The sequence below is a fragment of the Streptomyces sp. NBC_01017 genome (genome assembly GCF_045162795.1).
GTDB lineage: Bacteria > Actinomycetota > Actinomycetes > Streptomycetales > Streptomycetaceae > Streptomyces > Streptomyces machairae.
In genome coordinates, this window is record NZ_CP108683.1 from 11,183,439 (window position 1) to 11,203,731 (window position 20,293).

The following is a 20,293-nucleotide window of genomic DNA, read 5'->3' on the forward strand; positions in this document are numbered from 1 at the left end:
AGGCCACGATAGCGGAGCAGACGTGGGGCGAGACATTCGGGAGGGTCATGGCAACCGTCGCGGGCTGTTTCACACGGCGTGAAACGCGGGCGACAGCCGCCGAGTTGGTCGCCGGACTGTTGCTGGAGGTGGACACGCGGAACTGCTGGACGCTCGGGCAGGCGTTGGGACATCCGGGCCCTCACCGGCTGCAGCACCTGTTGTCCCGTGCCCGGTTCGATCACGATCGGGCGGGGAAGGAGATCGTCCGCCTGGTGGCCGGTGAACTCGCCGGGCAGGACGTGGTGTTGGTGGTGGACGAGACGGGCGATGCGAAGTCCTCGACGGAGTGTGTGGGAGCCGGACGGCAGTACTCGGGTGCGATCGGCGGTGTCGGTCTGTGTCAGGTGGCGGTGCATCTGGCGGCGGTCTCCGCGACCACGAAGGTGATCATCGACCGGGCCCTGTATCTCCCGGCGGACTGGGCCGCGGACGAGGAACGCCGCGAGGTCGCCGGGGTGCCGGAGGAGGTCGGGTTCGCGACGAAGCCGCAGCAGGCGCTGTCCATGGTCACCGGCGCACTCGCCACGGGGATCGAGGCACGCTGGTTCGCGGGCGACGAGGTGTACTGCGGGCGTGAACTGCGCCGGGGCATACGCTCACTGGGTCTGGGCTACACGGTCGGCATCGCCGCTACGTACCAGGTCACCGACGGGGGCGGCCGCCGGTGGGAGGCCCGCAAACTGATCAACAAGGTGCGTCCCGAGCAGTGGATGCGCCGGCAGACCGGACACGGCACCAAGGGCACCCGCGAGTACGACTGGGCCTGGCTCGACGTCCGCCCCGACGACACTCCCGACGAGAACGAGAACGAGAACGAGAACGAGAACGAGAACGAGAACGAGAACGAGAACGAGAACGAGAACGAGAACGAGAACGAGAACGCGGCCGGGGCGGGGACGAGCGTGCTGGTCGCGCGGCGGCACCGCTACACCGGCGAGGTGTCCTACTTCCGCTGCTGGGCACCCGGCGACGTCGCCCTCGCCACACTGATGGAAGTGATCTCGCGCAGGTGGCGGATCGAGGAAACGTTCCAGCTCACAAAGGGCTTCACCGGGCTCGACCAGGGTCAGGTGACCTGCTGGAACTCCTGGATGCGCTGGTCACTGTTCTCCCTGTTCGCCGCCGTCGTCCTCGCTCTCACGGCCGCAGCCATCCATGAGGGCTCCGAGCGGCAACCCGGACTCGTCCCGCCGACCTGTCCCGAGCTCATCCGTCTCCTGCGGGCCATCGTGCTGCCCCCAGCCGCCCGCGACCGTGATCATGTCCTGCGCTGGATCGCCTGGAGGCGCCGTCACCAAGCCGTCGCAACCGCCTGCCACCAGCAACGACACCGCTGCCACGACCAGCCGTGATCAAGAACTACAGCTGCCGTGTGTGATCGCCTTCGTCGTCTGACGATGCGGCCGGTTGCGGGTGGCTCTGTCACGTTGTCGGGTGGGGCATGGGATGATCTCGGGTTGTCCGTGTCCGGGGAGGGCCCGATCCGCTTCACCATCTGGAACCACATCACCGGCCGGCACCGGCCTGCCCACCACGACCTGAACCACAGGCCGCCCCGCCCCCGGTCTCAGCCGGTCACGCCCCGGGCCGCCAGCGGGGAATCGAAGGGCTCTGTCAAAATTTCGGCTCTGGCCCGTAATCGGTGGTAACCAAGGGTGACGGGCGCCGTTGGTGTGGTGTGCGAGATGTCAACGAGCTTGTGGCTGTGGTGTTTTCGGGCCTGGCGGCGCTGGTTGTGGAAGATGTGTCGGACGAGGGTGACGTGATCCGGGTGACGGCGCGGACCCGGGATGATCGGGTGCCGTGCCCCGTGTGCGGGGTTCCGACGTTGAGAGTGCACGGCTTCCATGGCCGGACGCTCACGGATGTCCCGGTGGACGGGCGGCGGGTCGTCGTCTCGGTGCGGCTGCGGCGTCTGGTCTGCCCAGAGCCCGGCTGCCCGCGGCAGACGTTCCGCGAGCAGGTACCGGGCTTGGTGGAGCGCTACCAGCGTCGTACCAACCGCCTCGCCCGTCAACTCGGGTCTGTGGTCAAGGAGTTAGCGGGACGGGCGGGCGCCCGCCTCTTACGCGTCCTGGCCTTCGGCGTCTCCCGTTCGACGGCTCTGCGGACGCTCATGCGCCTGCCCATACCGCCGCTGCGCGTGCCGCGGGTGGTCGGCATCGACGACTTCGCCCTCAAGCGCCGGCACCGCTACGCCACGATCGTCATCGACGCAGAGACCGGCGAGCGGATCGATGTCCTGCCTGATCGCAAGGCCGAGACGGTGACGAAGTGGCTGCGTGAGCACCCCGGCGCCGAGTATGTCTGCCGTGACGGCTCCGGGTCCTACGGCGAGGCGATCCGCCAGGCCCTCCCCGAAGCAGTGCAGGTCAGCGACCGGTGGCATGTGTGGTCCAACCTGTGCGGCAAGGCCCTGTCCGAGGTCCGCTCGCACACCGCGTGCTGGGCGAGCGTGAACCCGGCCCGGCCGGGCGGTGTGCGCGAGCAGACCACCCGGGAACGCTGGCAACAGGTCCACGACCTGCTCGGCAAGGGCGTCGGCCTGCTCGAATGCGCCCGCCGCCTCAATCTCGCCCTGAACACCGTCAAGCGGTACGCCCGCCTGAAGGAGCCCACGCTGGAGCGTCGCGCACCGCAGTACCGGCCCACCCTCGTCGACCCCTACCGCGACCACCTCCGCGCCCGCCGGGCCGCCGACCCGGCCGTCCCCGTGCAGCAACTGTTCCGGGAGATCCAGGAGCTGGGCTACACCGGGAGCCTCAACTTGCTCTACCGCTACATCACCCAGGGCCGGGCCGAGGGCGACAAGCCGGTCACCACCCCGCAGCGCTTCGCCCGCCTCATGCTCACCCGCCCCGAGAACCTGCGCGACAAGGACACCGCACTACTACGGGAACTCACCGAAGCCTGTCCGGAGATGACCGAACTCGCCCGCCTCGTCGGCGAGTTCGCCGGGCTCCTGACCCCAGCCGAGGGCAACGACGCCAAGCTCACCGACTGGATCACCGCGGTTCGCGCCGCTGAACTGCCTCACCTGCACTCCTTCGCGAACGGCCTCGAGCTCGACCGCGCCGCCGTCGACGCCGGACTCACCCTCCCGTACCACAACGGCCGCACCGAGGGCGTCAACACCCGCACGAAGAAGATCATGAGGCAGATGCACGGCCGCGCCGGCTTCCCGCTCCTACGCCAGCGGATCCTGCTCCAGTGATCAACACGAAGCGTTACCACCGATTACGGGCCAGAGCCAAAATTTCGGCTCTGATAAGATTTTCGTAAGCGTTGATCGTTGGTTGTAGTCGATCAGTTGAGCAGGATGCGCTGGCGAAGGAGAGCGAAGCCGGCTCGTCCATAGGTCTGGCGCTTGAGGAGCTTGGTTTTGTTGTTGATGCCTTCGGTGGCTCCGTTGCTGTGGGGCAGGTCGAGGCCGGCTTGAACGGCGGCGCGATCTTTCTCCAAACCGCGGACGAAGGCGTGCAGGGCGGGGAGGTCGTCGCCTTTCACGGCCTTGATCCACTCGGCCAGGGCCGCGTGTTCGGCGGCGGGGTGCTCGTGGTGGGCCAGGAGCTTCGCGAAGGCGGTGACGTGGCTGGTCAGGAGCGTCATCTCGGGGCAGCCGGCGGTGAGCTTGTCGCGGTGGGTGCCCGGTTCCTCGGCCAGGTGGTCGGGATCGGTCATGATCCATGAGGTGAGGCGGCGGACGGAGGGATCCGAGAGCGCCTCCTCGGCGCGTCCCTGTTCGAGGTAGCGGGCCAGGAGGTTCGGGCTGCCGGTGTATCCCAGGGCACGGATTTCCGCGAGGAGGATGGTCGTGGCCACCGGTCCGGCCGTGCGACGCGTGCGCAGGTGATCACGGAAAGGATCGACCAGGCAACGCCGGTACTGGGGCGGACGGACGAGCTGGGCGGGGTCACCGATGCGGGCGTACCGTTTGACGGTGTTCAGCGCGAGGCCCAGGCGTCGGCCCGTCTCACACAGACCCACGCCCGACTCCAGCGAGGCGTGCACGGCGGCATGGGTCTGCAGGACACGCGCGTTACGTGAACCGGGCGTTGCCTCGGGCGGCTTCGCGCGCCAGCACGCGGCGTGCGCGGCCACCGTCTTCTCCACCGCGGCAGCGAGGTTGTGCCACAGGTGCCACCGGTCGCTGACCTGCACCGCGTCGGGCGCGCCATGCCGGATCGCCTCGGCATAGGAGGCTGAGCCGTCCCGGCAGACGATCTCCACACCGGGATGCTCGCGCAGCCAGGCCGTCAGCGTCCCGGCGGTCCGGTCCGCCAGCACATCCACGCGGGTGTGGGTGAGGACATCGATCAGGATCGTGGCGTAGCGGTGGCCGCGCCGCAACGCGAAATCATCGACGCCGAGCACCCGGGGCACCGGCAGTACGGGCAGGGGCAGAGCCATCAGCATAGTCAGCAGCGTGCTGCAGCTGACCAGTTGATGCAGGTGAGAGACCATCCGGGCGGCGCCCTTCCCCGCGAGCGCCGCCGCGACCACCCCCAGCAGGCGCTGCAAAGCGGGTGTGCGTCTCTGATACCGCACGCTCAGCCCCTCGGCCTGCTCCACGAAGGTCGTCTTCGAACAGTCGGGGTTCTCGCAGTACAGACGGCGTACGGACAACTCGATCAGGACCGGACGGCCACCGACCGCCTCATCAGCTACGTAGCGCACATACCGGCTGTGTATCCAGTCCGAGAACCAACCACACCCAGAACAGGAGACGGACACGTCATCACGCGTACGTGCCACCACTCGGATCAACACCGGGCCGGCCTCAACTCTTTCGACCTGCACCACGGCCAGCTGTGGCAGCAAGACATCCAGCTCGACATCACACACCACCACCCTGCACCCACCCTGACGGGCTGTCACCCCTCTCAGCCCAACGATCAACGCTTACGAAAATCTTGTCAGAGCCAAAATTTCCGTGAAACCGGTCACGAGGTTGATGTATCGGTGACGCTGGGTGGTCGACGGCTGGCGGCACCGTCCTGCAGGGAAGTGGGCACGTGCCCCGCCACCCCGGCAGCCTTGATCAACGGACAGCGACGCTCGCCGTCCGGCACCACCAGTAGCGGTTTCCGGACCTGTCCGGCACTCATGCCCGAAGCCGCCCCGGGCCTGTCTGTCCACTGACGCGTTGCGTGATCCTGCACTACTTCAGTTCCGCCGGGCCGCGCGAAAAGCTCAGGAGCCCGCGAGCCGGTAGTTGGGGAGAGGGCCCTGTCCACTCACGGTCAGATCATCGAGGCGCTGGTACGCACTGCTCAGCAATCTCGACCCCGAGGCCCGAAGATGGCGAAGGATCAGATGCGGGAAGGAGGCGCGGAGCGCCGAGGCCGCAGCGTGGCCCGATACCCGTCCCCGTCCGCTGAGTGCGGACGAGACCGCACTGCCGCCACGTCTGCGGGCGAAGTCGGCGCGAAGCGACAACACTCACTTCGGCACACCCGCCCCTAGACTTCAAAAATTGACCACACGTCAGGACGCGCGAGGAACGCGGAACCCCGACCCGTCGGTGCGGGCCACAGCCCGGCCCGATACTGCCGCTGGAGCAACCCAACCAGCACGAAGAGATCCTCACGACACGCAGACCCCCCGCTATGTTCTTCCAGGGCTTGATCAAGTTCCGTAGGTGTCGCGGTTGTTGATGATGCCCAGGATCGGGAGTGCTCGTTCGGGTTCGTCGCGGATGGCCCGGGTGGTCTTGGCGATGTTGTTGGCTCCGAGGACCTTCAGCACGCCGATGGCGAGGTTGCGGAAGGTCGCCATGGCCCGGGGCGCGGTCCCGGTGTGGACGGTGGAGGCGTCCTCGGCGAAGGTGACGTCTCTGATGTGGTGCGAGGAGTTCTCCACTCCCCAGTGCCCGCGAATCGCGGCGGCCAGGTCGGCCGGGCAGGCCTGGTGGGCGTCCAGGCTGGTCACGGCGTAGACGCTCTCACGACTCTCGCGCCGGCCGGTGAGCTTGCGGCGGCGGTGGATGCGGATGGCCAGGCGGGCGTGGGGAAACGGGATTCCGCCGAGTTCGTCGGCGATTCCGCAGGTTTTGATCGAGCGGGACTCCCGCCGGCCGTGCCCGGTCCCGGAGGCGGTGTGCTGGACGGCGATGTCCCGCCAGGGCAGGGCCGCCAGCCGGCGGTGGGCGGTCGGCTGGTTGGTCTTGATCACGGCGATGTAGTGCGCTTTCTTCGTCTCGACAAGCCAGGAGACGTTCGCCTTGACCGAGTGCAGCGCGTCGAAGGTGACGACAGTGCCGGCCAGGTCCAGCGGCTCCAGCAGCGGGCGGAAGTGGGTGGTCTCGTTCGTCTTCGCGCCGACCTCCACCTGGCCGAGGGTCACGACTGGGCCGTGGGTGACCACCGACAGCAGGTGCCGGCGTGCCGAGGTGAGACGGGCCGAACCCTTGAGCGCTTTGCCGTCAAGGGCAAGGACGCGCAGCCGCCCGGGCGCGGGTGCCGCCGGCTGCCCCGTGGCCCTGGTCGCGGTGCCGGTGACGGCGTGGTGCCGGTCGGTCAGGTAGGCGCCCACCGCCCGGTCCAGGGCATCACCGTCCACGGCGCCCAGCGCGCGCCCGATCGTCACGGGCGAGGGGGTGCGCCGCCACCCGAGCAGATGACGGCGGATACCCAGGGCCGCCAGTAGCCTGCCCGAGGCCCTCGCACCCCATTCGGCGAGCTCGTCGATGCTCTTCGCTCCCGAGACGACCGCGCAGGCACACACCAGCAGGATCGACGTCAGCGAGTACCACCGGCCCCGCCGCGAGCGTGGGTCGGGGATGGAGTCGAAGTAGGGACGCAGGTCGGCGACCTGGCCGACGTCCAGCGACCCCAGATTCCCCAGCACGGCAGGGATCGGTGAAGATACAGCGGCAGGCACGGGCCACCTCATGATCATCGGGCGTAAGACACCACAATGATCACGAAGCCCGTGCCTGCACTGCTATCTACCCCTCACGCAACAACTGCCGCGAGCATGGAACTTGAAGCCGCCCTGATGTTCTTCGCGGTCCTGCAAGAGGGCCGCCGGCCTCCGGGCCCGGCAGGTGTAATGTAGGTGTACTTTAGATTTATGTCGAGTACATACCCGATCGCCGAAGCCCGCACCTGTCTGGGTGACCTCGCGCGCCGTGCTGCCCAGCACGAGCACATCACCCTCACCGACCGGGGTACACCCGCTGCCGTCCTGATCTCTCCAGCGGAGCTGGAAGACCTCGAAGACGCCCTTGCCGTCGCGCGCCTGGAGCGCGACAGGGCTCTGGGGATCACTTCGGCTCCCGTCCCGCACGTCGAGGCGCGTCTCACGCTCCTCGACGCGGCAGGCCGCCGGAGCGGAGAGTGAGCTGGAGCGTTACATGGGAGCCCGCGGCTCTCAACGAAGCAGCCGGCCATCTGAAGGCCGACCCCGCCGGCGTGGATGCACCGCTGCACGCCACGGACCGGCTCGCGGATGATCCGACCCCCGAAGGCTCTCGCGCGTGGGGAAGCAGTCACCGGCGTTTGCACAGCGGCACGTGGAGGATCCTGTACCGCATCGACACCCAGAACAGCACGCTGCACATTGAGCATGTAGGACACACCGGCTGACGGCCCGCTGGATCGGCCGGTGGGGCAGTGGCTGTCCAACCGGCGCCGCCCTGGTGCGCTGGAGGGCCATCCCGAGTGGAAGACGGCACTGGAGGCCGTGGACGAGGACTGGAACCCGTCGTGGCCGGCCGAGTGGCAGCGACACTACGCCGCGCTACGCGAGCTCGTGCGCGACGGGGAAGGCCCGCGGAGGTCCTGCCCGGCTTCAGGACCACGGCATGGACATCGGGAAGCGGCATCAGCGGCCCGCGGGCGCCGTCGCCTCGCCAACGACGTGGCCAGAACACGAGGCGGCGGCGCAGCGGCGGGGTGCCAGAGCGGCCAGTGGCCCGGAACCCGGCCGTAGCGTTCCGCCGCCACTTCGGCAAAGCAACGGCAGATTTCACCGCCGTCAGCCTAATCACCAGGTCGATATCACTATCCGGCAGACCCGCCAGAGAAGTCCATCGTCTGGCCGCCCCCTCGCGCACGGAAAGTCGCCGCAAAGTGGTGCAGGAGTGTGGCACTGGGGCAGGCTTGGGCCGGTTAGATCGAGTCAGTGGTAGACCCCGTTCCTCGGGTTTCATATGGCGCCTCCGGTATCTCGCAGTGCGGTACGGCAGCGGTTCGCCCGGCTGGTGCGTGAGGTCGCCAAGTTCGGTGCGGAGCGGGGCTCCTGGCCGACCTCCTTGTGTTTAACCTGGCGCGGCATGTGACCGACCGTCAGTACGAGCTGCGTACCGGGCTTTTCCGTCACTTATCCAGCTTGCCGGTGGAGAAGTCGCGCGCGAGCAGGCCCGGGGCCGGCGGGGCCGCCACCTCAGGCACGGTGTCCGCTGCCTACGCCGCAGGTGACAAATCAGCGCAGCGCTCGACGGGCGAGACGACGCACGCCGTTGGGCAACATGCGCTTCACGGGAGCGGGGTGGCGTGTACAGCTCGCCGCATCGCCACCTTGCCCCGGCTATCGGCCCGTCGTGATGCCACGAACTCGTAGGTGGGCGAGGCGTTGAAGACACGCACTTCCGCGGCGGGCTCGATGCGGGCCGTCGGCCGCGCGGGCAGTGACCGCATAGGAGCCTGCTGCCACCTGGCGCTCGTCACAGTCCTGTCCTCCCGCCCGGCCGACGGTCTCGCGCTGACCGCCGTCTCCTGGGAGGGGAACCGACAGCCATGACCAGCATCCTGCAGGCCGAGCCGATCGGGAAAGTCGTCGTCGGGGTCGACGCCCACAAGTACGTGCACACCGCGGTTGTCGTCGACGTCGTCGGCGGTACCCAGGGCACCCTCAGCGTCGCCGCCGACCGGGGTGGATACGAGCAACTCGTCCAGTGGACCGCTCAGTTCGGACAAGTCCTCGGCTTCGGTGTCGAGGGCACCGGCTCCTACGGCGCTGGTCTCGCCTCTCATCTGCGCAGACACGGCCATAAGGTCATCGAGGTCAACCGGCCCGACCGCCGGGTGCGGCGCCGGCGCGGCAAGTCTGACCCCATTGATGCCGAGAACGCCGCCCGTGCTGTCCTCGCGGGCACTGCGACCGCGACACCGAAGAGTGCCGAAGGCACGGTGGAGATGATCCGCGACACCAAGATCGCCGGGATACGGCCGTGAAGTCCCGCACCCAGGCCATGGTCACCCTCAAGGCCCTGATCGTCACTGTCCCCGACGAGCTGCGTGAACAACTTCAGGGACTGTCGAAGATGATGCTCATCGAACGGTGCGCGGGACTGCGTCCTGGCCAGGTCACCGGCGTCCTGGCCTCGGCCAAACGCTCCCTGCGGTCGTTGGCCCGCCGCTGGCTCGCTCTCGACGAGGAGATCAAGGACCACGACCGCCTGCTGGGTGAGCTCACCCGCCGGCAGACCCCCGAGCTCGTGGACTCCTTCGGGATCGGCGCGGATACGGCGGCCGAGGTCCTGGTTGTAGTCGGTGACAACCCCGAACGCATACGCTCACAGGCGGCGTTCGCCAAACTCGCCGGCGTCTGCCCCGTCCCGGCGTCCTCCGGCAAGACCGACCGGCACCGGCTCAACCGCGGCGGCCACCGCCAGCTGAACTCCGCGCTCTACCGGGTCGTCATCGTTCGAATGCGCTTCCATCAGCCCACCATCGACTACGTCGCCCGGCGCACCAGCGAGGGCAAGACAAAGAAAGAGATCATCCGCTGCCTCAAGCGGTTTCTCGCCCGCGAGATTTACCAGATGGTCAAAGCCCGGCCCGATCCTGCCAAAGCGGCTTGACGAACTATAGGAGCGTCAATGCCCTGGCGGAGAAGCTGTGGATGCTGATCAAGACCGAGTGCATCCGCGGACGGACCTTCGACACCAGAGCCGAGGCGAATCTCGCGCTCTTCGAGTACATCGACGGCTTCTATAACCCCCACCTTTCGTCCCAACTCATCGTGTCAACCGGGGCGTTGATCCCACAGACGATCGATGCGCTCACGCCGGCGGGGCAAGCGACGGCTATGACTTGCCACGAGGGCACTGGTGACTTCGGGCTGAGGCTGGCCGACTTGGTGTTATAGACAACAAGTCCTACAGCGGTCACGCTGGGTGTTCTCGATCAGTGTGGGGCCACGGGGAACCATGCGGAGAGTCGAAGAGCTGCGGGGCCCGGTAGACGGTCTTGTCGAAGGCCATCGGTCGGCCACCGCGGGTTCCGCGACGCCTGCGGTTGGCGGTTTGATCGCGGCGTCTGGACTGGCACGCCGACCGCTGCGCTCTGTTTGCACTGTCGGCGGATCATTAGCACCGTCGGAGCAGATCCGGGTGATCATGAGCGTGGGTGACGCTCAGTAGCCGTCAGGTATGGGATTGCGGTCTTGTGTCCGGCCCGTACAGGCGCTCCGTACCGTCCACCGTCCACGGTTTGCGATCTGGCCGAGGTGTCCCGGGGATCCCAGGCGTAACCATAGCGGCGACGGATCCTGCGAGGTGTGATCGATGCGTCTCGCTGGGTTGGGCTTGGGGCCGACCTGTGCACACTGGAACTGTGCGCGAAATGCTCGTCGGCGGGATGGCGGAGCGTGAGGATCTGCTCGCTGCAGCCGTCGTCGAAGCCGTCGAAGGTACCGGCGCGTACGCGGGGAGTGTCTTTCTCCGCTCCCGCGACCGTCGGTCGATCGTGCTCGCCGCGACGTGCGGGGTGCCGCCTTCGCTGCTCGGTGGCTGGCACCTCATTCCGGTGAGCAGTCCCATCCCAGTCGCCGCAGCCTACAGCTCTGGGCGCACGGTCCACCTGAGCGACGCCGACGAGACGATGCGCCGGTTTCCTCAGCTGGCGGTAGCTCTGCCGCATGCCTTCGGCTCCTGCTCCGTGCCGGTGGGCTCAGGTGAGGAGACCTTCGGTGCGCTAGCGATCGTCTGGGCGGCATCACCAGGCGGCGAAGGACTGTCCAGGGCCCAGCGCCGTCGCGTGCGGGCCATCGCCAAACGGCTCGGTGCCTCCCTCGCCGATCTCCGCGCCCGCACCGGCGATCCCGTTGAGTGCGACCCGCAGACGATTCCCGTCGAGACCCCAGCTCCGTCGGAACCGGCCGTGCGGGTCGGCCTGTTCGACTGGGACCTCGCGAACGGCACCATCACCGTGGACGACGAGCTCTGCGCGATCTTCGGTATCGCCCCCCGTGCCTTTGACGGACGAGCCGAAACGCTGGCTTCCTGCTTGCACCCCGGCGACCGAGCGGCCCTTCGAGCGGCCGCCCGCGCGGCAGCCGCCGGGGACCGGATCACATCGCGGCGCCTGCGCATACGGGATCGCAGGAACGGCGGCGAGGGGTATCGCACGGTCGATTTGTGGGGCCGCCAACCGGAGGCCAACGACGCGCGGGCACGCACCCACCTGCTCGGCACGGTCGTCGACGCACAGGCCGGCAGCGCCGCCGTCGCCGCCGTCGAACGGCTGCGGGACGGGGTGTTCTCCCTCGCCCCCGACGGGCGGGTGACCTACGCCAACCACAGCGCCCTGCAGCTGCTGGGCGTGCGCGGCAACGCGTTGCTGGGCCAGTTCCTCTGGGACGTGCTGCCATGGCTGTCCGATCCCGACGCCGAGTACCGGCACCGGTCCGCGATGATCTCGCAGGCGCCGGTCTCCTTCCTGGCCTGCCGACCGCCCGACCAGTGGCTCGACTTCTCCCTCCATCCGGAAGCGGACGGAGTAACCGGCCGAGTAGTGCCCTCCGGTCATCCACCCTCGACCTCAACGCCACCAGTCTCCTCGGCCGAGACAGCAACCCCTGCCACACCGGCGCGACTGGGCGTCATGTACCACGTCCTACAGCTGGGCAGCGCGCTGACCGAGGCGGTCACCGCCCGCGAAGTCTGCGAAGTCATCTCCGACCAGCTCCTACCCGCCTTCGGAGGCCAACAGCTGGCGATCTACGTGGTCCGCGACGGAACGATGCGTCTGCTCTATCACACCGGCCACCACGAAGACTTCCTCGACTGGCTGGAGGGCGTACCGCTGCATGCCCGCCTGCCCGGTACAGAGACACTGACCTCCGGCGCTCCACTCTTCATCGAGTCGCAGCAGGACCTCTCCCAGGGCTACCCGGGCATCCCCACGGGAGAAGTGAACTCCTGGGCGTATCTGCCACTAATCGCCTCCAGCCACCCTGTCGGCACCTGCGTCCTCGGCTTCGACGAGATCCACCGATTCACGGAGAAGGACCGCGGCGTCCTCACCGCACTCGCCGGGCTGATCGCCCAGGCCCTGGAACGAGCGCGGCTCTACGACGCGGAGTCCGCCCTCGCGCACGGCCTGCAGCAGGCGCTCCTGCCGCACCGGCTGCCCGTAGTCCCGGGTATCCGCACCGTCGCGCGCTATCTGCCCGGCACCAGCGGAATGGACATCGGTGGCGACTGGTACGACGTCATCCCCACCGGCAGTGGGGTCTCTCTCGTCATCGGAGACGTGGAGGGGCACAGCATCGCCGCCGCAGCCACCATGGCCCAGCTGCGCAGCGCCGTACGGGCCTTCGCAGCAGTAGGCCATACGCCTGGCGATGTGATGGCGGGCGCCAACCGAACCCTCATCGACCTCGACCCCGGGCTGCTGGCCAGCTGCTGCTACATCCACCTCGAACCCCACGGCCACCCCGCCTACGCCGTCACCGCCGGCCACCCCCCACCCCTGCTCCGCCGTCCCGACACGACAACCAACGCCCTTGAACTGGACATCGGCCCCCTCCTCGGTGTGGATCGAGCAAGCGCCTATCCAGCAACCCGGATCGACCTGCCACCAGGGTCCGTCCTCGCCCTCTACACCGACGGACTGGTCGAGGAACGCGGCGCCGACATCAACGTGGGCATTGACGGCCTGCGAACATCACTGGCTCACGCCGCTGCGGACTCACTGAACCAACTCGCCGACCGGCTTCTGCACAACGCCCGGGCCTCCTCGAACCGAACCGACGACATCGCCCTGCTGCTCACCGAGTACGTTCCCGTCACAGCGCCGAGGTGACACCTGATCACGGTGTCGCTCTGCGCTGGCCCGGCAAGACGCTTAGCCAACACCGAACTCGCCTGCGGCCCTGATCAGCGTCTACAGCTATGGCCGCACCTCCTTACCGCGTCCACCCGCCACCGACTTTGCAGGCCGAGCGAGGACGGTGGCGCCGGGAAGGGAGGCCAGATGCTCGGCTGTACCTGGCCGAGCCCGGTCGACTTCCCCTAACGTTCCTTGCCGACGTACACGTCGCCTTCGGAGGGACGGGTGCGATCAATAAGGGCGAGGGCGTCCGCGTGGTTTTCCGGGTCGGGTTCGAGCGGATGCAGACGCAGTGAAGGCCCGGTGGATACCGGGCCTTCACATGTGAGTAGCGGGGACAGGATTTGAACCTGCGACCTCTGGGTTATGAGCCCAGCGAGCTACCGAGCTGCTCCACCCCGCGTCGGCACGGTGAACTGTACGGCATCGATCCGGCTGGACCGAATCGACTTTCGCCCGGAGGTGATGCAGCTCTGGGCTCTACCCAAAGCAGTGTCGGTACGGATAGGGGCCCGCTCGTGCAGACGCTTCAGCCGCGCCGTGAGCAGGTGCTGGGCGGTGCGCTCCCGGGCCGAATCGGAAGCCTTCGTCGCAGCAGCAACTGCATCGGGGCTGTTCGGGTTGACACGAAACCAGCGGCGGTTCTGCTAGGTCGCGTACGCCCGCCGCGCCTCTGCCTCAGCTTCCGGAGTGCGGCCCAGCCATCCGAGGGCGCTGCTGCGGTACTCCGGTAGCGCCCGCTGAACCGCCTGGAGCTCGGCAAAGGCGAGCGCGGACGCAGCCAGGATCGGGTCCGCGTCCAGCTCGCCCGGCTCCAGCAGAGCCAGGAACTCCCGGCGGCACGCTCGATGTCGGATTCCAGCGATGCCCGGACATGGGCAGTGACCGCAGCGACTCGTTCGCGTCGTCCAGGGCGGCCGACCATGTCGGGGCGGCCGACCATGTCGGGGCGACCAGGCCAGCCTCCACGATCGCCGCCTCGGTCCGGCGCCGGAAACCGCACGCCTCGCACAGGCCGGCCGACCATTCCTGCCCGCAGTCCTCGCACGGCAGGGCCTGGCGCACCGCGTCTGCGGCAGCCGCGGCATGGCGCTCGCGCTCCGCCCGCTCCTGGGCAGCCGTGCGGGCCGCAGCTCCGCGCGGGCCCGCTCCCCCCGCCGCACGAAGTCCTCCGCCTCGATGGCAGCTTGCTCACGCAGCCGCTTCTCGAGGACCCGGCGACGCTCGCCCTCGGTCAGGCCAGGCAGCTCCCGGTCCACCTCCGCCGCGATCTTCGCCCGCCGAGCACGCCGGATGTGCACCACGTTGCCGCAGTTCTCGCACTCGCCGCCCGTGTCCAGCCGGGTCCCGTCATCGCACCGGCGGTCCGAGCACCCCTGCCGCTGCACCAGGCCACGCCGCATCAGCCACGGGAACGGGCGGTCAACCAGGGCCTCGCCGCCGGTCTCCTCCAGCCGGTCAGTGCACCGGTCGGCCAGCAGCTGCGGGGCCATCTCCGGCCGCATCAGCATGCCCGCCAGCCGGGTCAGTTCCGTCTACGCCGCCGCCTCCACCCGGCCCCGTCTCGTCCGGACACGCGACCAACTTGACGCGCATGACGCGCAGCCCGCCGAACAGCACATCGATGTCTTCGACCGTACGCAGGCGCATCACACCAGCACGAGAGACCTGCTCGGCACCCTTGCGGAGCATAAGACCAGGATGCGCCCCGATACTCCGCCAACACACCTCAGGCGTGCAGCACCGCACCCCTGCAAGGCAGTGCACGGACCTCGTCAGCCTCGTCCGGGCACGCCACCAACTGGGCCCGCATGGCGCGCAGCCTGCCGATCAGCACGCCGATGACTTCGACCGTACGCCGACGCATCACACCAGCACGAGAGACCAGCTTGCGACCCTTGCGGTGCATAATCTGGTGGCTGCGCGCTCTGCTATGCGCGGCGCGAGGTCTGGGTGGCGGCCAGCAGATTCCGGATCTCGGTGGCGCTCTTTCCGGTGCGTTCAGCGATGCGAGCGACTGGTTCCCCGGCTCGGTACGCGGTGACGATCGCCGCGGTCAGGTTCCGGCGGGCCGCGTGGACGGCTTCCTGCGCGTCGCGCAGGGTCTGGGCTGCCGTCTCCAGCGTGTGCTCCTCGCTTGTCATACGGTCATCGTGCCAGCCGGGCCGCAGGGCCGGTACGGTGGGCGTATTCCGATCAGCAGGCGGACAAAGGGGTGGCGGTATGGCCGGCGAGACGCTGGTGACGGTGGTAGGCAACCTGACCGCCGACGTGGAACTGCGTTACACCAACTCCGGTATCCCGGTAGCCGGGTTCACCGTCGCCTCCACGCCAAGGACGTTCGACCGGGACCGCAACGAGTTCGTCGACGGAGAACCGCTGTTCCTGCGCTGCTCACTGTGGCGACAGGCCGGCGAAAACGCCGCCCAGTCGCTGTCCAAGGGGATGCGCGTCATCGTCCAGGGCCGCCTCAAGCAGCGCACATTCGACGACAAGGAAGGCCAGCGCCGCACCGTCGTCGAGATCGACGCCGAGGAGGTCGCAGCCTCACTGACGTATGCCACCGCGACCGTCACCAAGACCTACCGCGCAGGAGCGCCCGCCCACAGCGGGCCCACCCCGACGGACAAGCCGGCGTCCGCTCCCACACAGTCACCGCCGAACCAAGCGCCCGCCGAGCCGCACCCGTTCTGACCAGGAGCTGCTCAACCCCAGAACGCGTGACGCGGATCATCCAACAGGGCCAGAGCATCATTCAGCGACGGCACCACCGGCAGGTGATCACAGGGATACCAACGGCCGTTACGGTTCGCCCCCCGCCCCCCGAAGACGTCGCTGCCTCCCTCACCCATGCAACGGCGTCCGTCACCAAGGCTCACCGGAACGCGGGTGCGTCATCCGCTCCCGCCTCGGGCGTCCGGCGCCGTAACCAAAGTGTCGAGGCGCACGCGCACCCGTTCTGAGCGGCGAGCACGTGAGGGATTAGCGCGTCCCATCGCTTGATCTTCGCAGGGAGTCCCGGTCGTTAGGCCGGGCGGGAATGCGATCCTCGGGGCGGAGGCGCGAAGCGCCGGAGTGCTCTGTGCCTCCGTCTTGACGGTTAGGTTGGACCTGAGTTCCGCAGAAGTGGAGGCGTCCTAGTCCACGAAAATCCCTGCTGACCTGCACGAATGCAATGTTGATCTAGATGGGGGCGTGTCACTAGGACTAGGGACACGCGCAGGTCAGCGCGTTGCCGCCATCGGTCCAGCGCCTCACTTTTGTTGGCGACAACGAGGTGAATTGCCCTGATATGCAAGCATCTCGCCTCGGTGGATGCTCGCAAAGGCAAGCCGCGTGGTGCGCCCCAGGCCGGTAGCGTGGCGCCTTGCAACGCAACGTCCCAGTAGTGGACTTGACGGGTCCGGGGCCGCTGACCTGCAGTTATGTCAGCGCCTAGGGGCACGCCCCGTCGCCATGCCGCCGCGCATTCCCGCAGATCAGACCCCCTTTTCGTGGACCAGGACAGCCTCGCTTCTGCGGAACCCCGGTTGGACGCTTCTGGTTCTCGATGTAGTTCTGGACGATGCTCAGCGGTGCGCCGCCGCAGGAGCCGACGAAGTACGAGGGTGCCCAGAACACCGAGCCCATGCCGATTCGGTTGATCCGGCCGGTGTACTCGGCCCGCAGGTATCGGGAGCTGACGCCTTTCAAGCTGTTGACCAGCTTGGATAGGGCGATCTTCGGCGGGTAGTGCACCAACAGGTGCACATGGTCGCCCCTCACAAGCTGGGTGCATACGCGGCCGCCCCCTTTCCCTTCGCTGAAGTCCGAGGGGAGAGCCATGGCCGTGCCGTGGTGGCGTCCAAGGCTGCCTTCGACCGGGCAGTGTTCGCGAGGGAACTCCACGTCGACGCGCCTGTCGTTCACGCGGGGCGCCTTCACCGCGACCGGCCCGGCAGTGGTGGTCACCGTCCGTTCTCGATGATGGCCGTTGCGGACCACCAGACGGCGGCCGATCTCGTCCCGCTCACCGGCCAACTCGGCTATGTACTGGTTGGCTTCGGCCTCCAGGGCCGCGGCGAGCATCCGCTGGGCACCCTCGCGGACGATGTCGTCCATCAGGGATCCGGTCTCGGTGGTTCCATCGTTGTTGACTACGCTGAGCACGGGCGTGCCTTCCCAACTCGCGCTGCAACGCGGGTCTACTCGGTGACCTTGCGTCGATCACTCGGGAAGGTACACCCTCCGCCTTTCGCGAAGCACCCCTCCCGAGACCGATCCACAGGTCTTGAGCATTGCTCCCCTTCCGGCCCGCTGCCGGCTTCCGTGTGCCTGTGCACCCGGTGTGCCCGAATGGAAGTCGAGCGGCGATGCGGCGGACCTCGGTGGACGCGTTCGGCCCACCGGCCCCGGCAGGACGGGGGTCACCAGCCGCCGTTGGGGACAAGGTCGAGGATGGCCGGTCGCGCCGCGTTGAGGACGACCGGGAACCATGCGGAGAAGGGGTGGGTGTCGCGGAGTTCGCGTAGCTGGTCCGGGGTGACGAGGCGGATGTCCGCGACTTCCTGCGGGTCGGGCTTCGGAGCGGCTGTGTCGACGATGCCGGTGAAGAGGTGGTTGTATTCCTTCTCCACCAAGCCGGTCAGCGGGTCGGGCAGGTCGTAGGTGACCGTGCCGGCTTCCTGGAACCGGACCGGTGCGCAGCCGAGTTCTTCCGTGATGCGTCGGACAGCGGCCAGGAAGGGGGCTTCGCCAGGGGTGGGGTGGCCGCAGCAGGTATTGGACCAGACTCCGGGTGAGTGGTACTTGTCGAGTGCCCGCTGCTGCAGCAGCATCCGGCCGGCCGCGTCGAAGAGGAAGGCCGAGAACGCACGGTGCAGGCATCCCGTGCCCTGGTGGGCCGACAGCTTCTCAGCTGTTCCTATGGTCTGGCCGTGGGCATCGACCAGTTCCAACATCATTGCGCTCATGCTGTTCGCAGCGCCTTTCGATATTTGGGTTTCGAAAACGCCGGACCCTGTCCGTGGGTGACATTGAACGCCACGGGGCCATGCCGATTTTGAGCCCACTGGACGGCATTTGTGCTCTTCAGGAGTGCCTGATCAGCCTCCCGTCCGGTCCCTGATCACGACGAGGCATGCTCGTACGGTGTGCCCGGCAGGTCTGCTGTTCATCGGCACACGGTGGCAGCGCCCGACACCGTGATGAGACTCGCCGACGGAGGCCGTTGTGGAACGCCATCGACTATCGGTCCTGTTCTGTGACCGGCCACGGGCTTTGGCACGGATTACCTCGCTTCTCGCCCAGCGGGGGTACCTGGTCTGCGAACTCGATACTGAGGCGACGGGGTCGGCGCGGATCCGCCGGGCGAGTTTTGTCGTGGAGCGGGAACAGGTGCAGTCGCTGCAAGTCGTCGCCCAGCTGGAGAAGCAGGTTGATGTGCTTCGGGTCGATCTGCTGTCAGCCGCAGACGCGCAGAGCGAATCCCTGGGGCTCATCGCAGAGGCAGCTGGGGCAGACCGCTCGGCAGGCCGTGACGTGTGCGCCAAGGTGGGGAGGGACCGGGCAAAGCTGTTCATCGAGCGTCCGACCCCGATCACTGCGTCCAGCCAAAGAAACCGACGGACCGTCACGAAAGATCGAGGCTAACGATCATCCCACAGGCCATCCGCATCAAGTTGACAGTGCCCTTCGACGGCCTCGTTCTCCACAACGGTCTCGCTCATCAGGCGTCCTTAAGAATGTTGGCGGTCCGGGAGGACCGGGTGTGGCTGATCGGGCGTTGCCCTCGATGGCTCCAGGAGAATGGCCGCCCGGTCCTCCGGGACGCTCCGACCACTGATTGAGAACTGCGGTCATCGCTGGTTAAGGACCTGTCGGCGGGGTGTTCTTCGGGCCATGGAAATGACGGCCATGGAGGAACGGAGCGACGGGCTTGAGTGCGTCTCATGCACGGATATGGGTCGGCATCGACGCTGGCAAGGGGCACCACTGGGCGGTCGCCGTCGACGCCGACGGAGAGACGCTGTTCTCGACGAAGGTCATCAACGACGAAGCGCAGATCCTTACCCTCATCGACACGGCCCGCGAGCGGGCTGACGAGGTGCGGTGGGCGGTGGACATCTCCGGCCGGGCATCCACACTGCTGCTGGCCCTGCTGGTCGCTCACGGCCAGCAAGTGGTCTACGTGCCCGGCCGCACGGTCAACCGCATGTCCGGCGCCTACAAGGGTGAAGGCAAGACCGACGCAAAGGATGCCCGCGTCATCGCCGACCAGGCCCGCATGCGCCGGGACTTCGCCCCGCTTGAGACACCGCCGGAGCTGGTCTCCAGCCTCCAGGTGCTGACCCACCATCGAGCGGACCTGATAGCCGACCGCGTCCGGCTGATCAACCGTCTCCGCGACCTGCTGGTCGGCATCTGCCCCGCCCTGGAACGGGCCTTCGACTACTCCGCGGCCAAGGGCCCAGTCGTCATGCTGACCGAGTACCAGACCCCGGCCGCCCTGCGCCGAATCGGCGTCAAACGGCTGACCACCTGGCTGGAACGCCGCAAGGTTCGCGGTGCCGACACGGTCGCGGCCAAGGCCGTGGAGGCCGCCCAGTCCCAGCAGATCGCGCTGCCGGGCGAGAAACGCGCCGCCAAGCTGGTCTGCGACCTCGCCCACCAACTCCTGGCCCTGGACGAGCGGATCAAGGACAACGACCGGGAGATCCGCGAGACCTTCCGCACCGACGACCGCGCCGAGATCATCGAGTCCATGCCCGGCATGGGCCCCATCCTCGGCGCCGAGTTCGTCGCTATCGTCGGCGACCTGTCCGGCTACCGCGACGCCGGCCGCCTGGCCTCCCACGCCGGCCTCGCCCCAGTGCCCCGGGACTCCGGCCGCCGCACCGGCAACTACCACCGGCCCAAACGCTACAACCGCCGCCTGCGCTGGCTGTTCTACATGTCCGCGCAGACCGCAATGATGCGACCGGGCCCATCGAGGGACTACTACCTCAAGAAGCGCGCCGAGGGGCTGCTGCACACCCAGGCCCTGCTCGCGCTCGCCCGACGTCGGGTCGACGTGCTCTGGGCCATGCTGCGTGACAAGAGACTGTTCACCCCCGCCCCGCCAGTCACGCAAGCGGCTTGACACGATCATTGAGATTCTCCTTGATCATCGGATCCGCCGTTGATTAGGCCCTGTCTCACATTCGGTGGTG

At 67.8% G+C, this 20,293-nt stretch carries 16 protein-coding genes, 1 tRNA gene and 2 pseudogenes; 11 read left to right on the forward strand and 8 right to left on the reverse strand.

Annotated features, from left to right (window positions below):
* Window positions 1-47 precede the first annotated feature (47 nt).
* Together OG331_RS51345 and OG331_RS51350 are read left to right on the forward strand one after the other, a co-directional pair.
* Window positions 48-1,394, forward strand: a complete 1,347-nt coding sequence (locus OG331_RS51345; protein ID WP_406190669.1) for an IS701 family transposase — start codon at window positions 48-50, stop codon at window positions 1,392-1,394.
* Between the two features lie 356 nt (window positions 1,395-1,750).
* Window positions 1,751-3,256 (forward strand): ISL3 family transposase, encoded by a 1,506-nt coding sequence (locus OG331_RS51350; protein ID WP_406209561.1) that lies wholly within the window; start codon window positions 1,751-1,753, stop codon window positions 3,254-3,256.
* 92 nt (window positions 3,257-3,348) lie between these two features.
* On the opposite strand, the gene OG331_RS51355 is transcribed toward OG331_RS51350, so the two are convergent.
* Both OG331_RS51355 and OG331_RS51360 read right to left on the reverse strand, forming a co-directional pair.
* Entirely contained in the window at window positions 3,349-4,863 is a 1,515-nt protein-coding gene (locus OG331_RS51355) for an ISL3 family transposase (protein WP_406190666.1), read from the reverse strand.
* Between the two features lie 807 nt (window positions 4,864-5,670).
* Window positions 5,671-6,891: an ISAs1 family transposase gene (locus OG331_RS51360; RefSeq protein ID WP_406190588.1), complete on the reverse strand. Its 1,221-nt coding sequence runs from the start codon at window positions 6,889-6,891 to the stop codon at window positions 5,671-5,673.
* A gap of 225 nt (window positions 6,892-7,116) precedes the next feature.
* On the opposite strand from OG331_RS51360, the gene OG331_RS51365 reads away from it, so the two are divergent.
* The 6 genes from OG331_RS51365 (at window position 7,117) to OG331_RS51390 (ending at window position 13,076) form a co-directional block, all read left to right on the forward strand.
* A complete protein-coding gene (locus OG331_RS51365) occupies window positions 7,117-7,386 on the forward strand; it encodes a type II toxin-antitoxin system Phd/YefM family antitoxin (protein ID WP_406190658.1) in 270 nt (89 codons plus the stop codon).
* Window positions 7,387-8,619: 1,233 nt separating this feature from the next.
* Complete coding sequence (locus tag OG331_RS51370) at window positions 8,620-8,787, forward strand: hypothetical protein (RefSeq protein WP_406190655.1); 168 nt, start codon at window positions 8,620-8,622, stop codon at window positions 8,785-8,787.
* Complete coding sequence (locus tag OG331_RS51375; RefSeq protein ID WP_406190652.1) at window positions 8,784-9,221, forward strand: transposase; 438 nt, start codon at window positions 8,784-8,786, stop codon at window positions 9,219-9,221. Before OG331_RS51370 ends, OG331_RS51375 begins: the two co-directional genes overlap by 4 nt.
* Window positions 9,218-9,850, forward strand: a complete 633-nt coding sequence (locus OG331_RS51380) for a transposase (RefSeq protein WP_406190649.1) — start codon at window positions 9,218-9,220, stop codon at window positions 9,848-9,850. The genes OG331_RS51375 and OG331_RS51380 overlap by 4 nt, the downstream gene beginning before the upstream one ends.
* Before the next feature lie 41 nt (window positions 9,851-9,891).
* Complete coding sequence (locus OG331_RS51385; protein ID WP_406190647.1) at window positions 9,892-10,137, forward strand: IS3 family transposase; 246 nt, start codon at window positions 9,892-9,894, stop codon at window positions 10,135-10,137.
* A 476-nt stretch (window positions 10,138-10,613) separates the two neighbouring features.
* Window positions 10,614-13,076: a SpoIIE family protein phosphatase gene (locus OG331_RS51390; protein WP_406209558.1), complete on the forward strand. Its 2,463-nt coding sequence runs from the start codon at window positions 10,614-10,616 to the stop codon at window positions 13,074-13,076.
* A 356-nt stretch (window positions 13,077-13,432) separates the two neighbouring features.
* Here OG331_RS51390 and OG331_RS51395 read toward each other — a convergent pair.
* From OG331_RS51395 to OG331_RS51405, 3 genes are all read right to left on the reverse strand, one after another.
* Window positions 13,433-13,506, reverse strand: a tRNA-Met gene (locus OG331_RS51395).
* A gap of 1,326 nt (window positions 13,507-14,832) precedes the next feature.
* Window positions 14,833-14,970, reverse strand: a complete 138-nt coding sequence (locus OG331_RS51400) for a hypothetical protein (RefSeq protein ID WP_406190644.1) — start codon at window positions 14,968-14,970, stop codon at window positions 14,833-14,835.
* Between the two features lie 64 nt (window positions 14,971-15,034).
* A complete protein-coding gene (locus OG331_RS51405; RefSeq protein ID WP_406190641.1) occupies window positions 15,035-15,247 on the reverse strand; it encodes a hypothetical protein in 213 nt (70 codons plus the stop codon).
* 79 nt (window positions 15,248-15,326) lie between these two features.
* Between OG331_RS51405 and OG331_RS51410 the strand changes: the two genes are divergently transcribed.
* Window positions 15,327-15,797: a single-stranded DNA-binding protein gene (locus tag OG331_RS51410; RefSeq protein ID WP_406190638.1), complete on the forward strand. Its 471-nt coding sequence runs from the start codon at window positions 15,327-15,329 to the stop codon at window positions 15,795-15,797.
* Window positions 15,798-16,634: 837 nt separating this feature from the next.
* On the opposite strand, the pseudogene tnpA reads toward OG331_RS51410, so the two are convergent.
* From tnpA to idi, 3 genes and pseudogenes are all read right to left on the reverse strand, one after another.
* Window positions 16,635-16,886 (reverse strand): annotated as a pseudogene (gene tnpA / locus OG331_RS51415) (IS200/IS605 family transposase); the annotation flags it as partial.
* 99 nt (window positions 16,887-16,985) lie between these two features.
* Window positions 16,986-17,252: pseudogene (locus OG331_RS51420) on the reverse strand (transposase); the annotation flags it as partial.
* Window positions 17,253-17,509: 257 nt separating this feature from the next.
* Window positions 17,510-18,055, reverse strand: coding sequence for an isopentenyl-diphosphate Delta-isomerase (idi, locus tag OG331_RS51425; protein ID WP_406190635.1), 546 nt, complete (start codon window positions 18,053-18,055; stop codon window positions 17,510-17,512).
* A 259-nt stretch (window positions 18,056-18,314) separates the two neighbouring features.
* Here idi and OG331_RS51430 point away from each other — a divergent pair, with 259 nt between their 5' ends.
* A complete protein-coding gene (locus OG331_RS51430) occupies window positions 18,315-18,734 on the forward strand; it encodes an ACT domain-containing protein (RefSeq protein ID WP_406190633.1) in 420 nt (139 codons plus the stop codon).
* A 286-nt stretch (window positions 18,735-19,020) separates the two neighbouring features.
* Entirely contained in the window at window positions 19,021-20,223 is a 1,203-nt protein-coding gene (locus OG331_RS51435) for an IS110 family transposase (RefSeq protein ID WP_406190631.1), read from the forward strand.
* Window positions 20,224-20,293 lie beyond the last annotated feature (70 nt).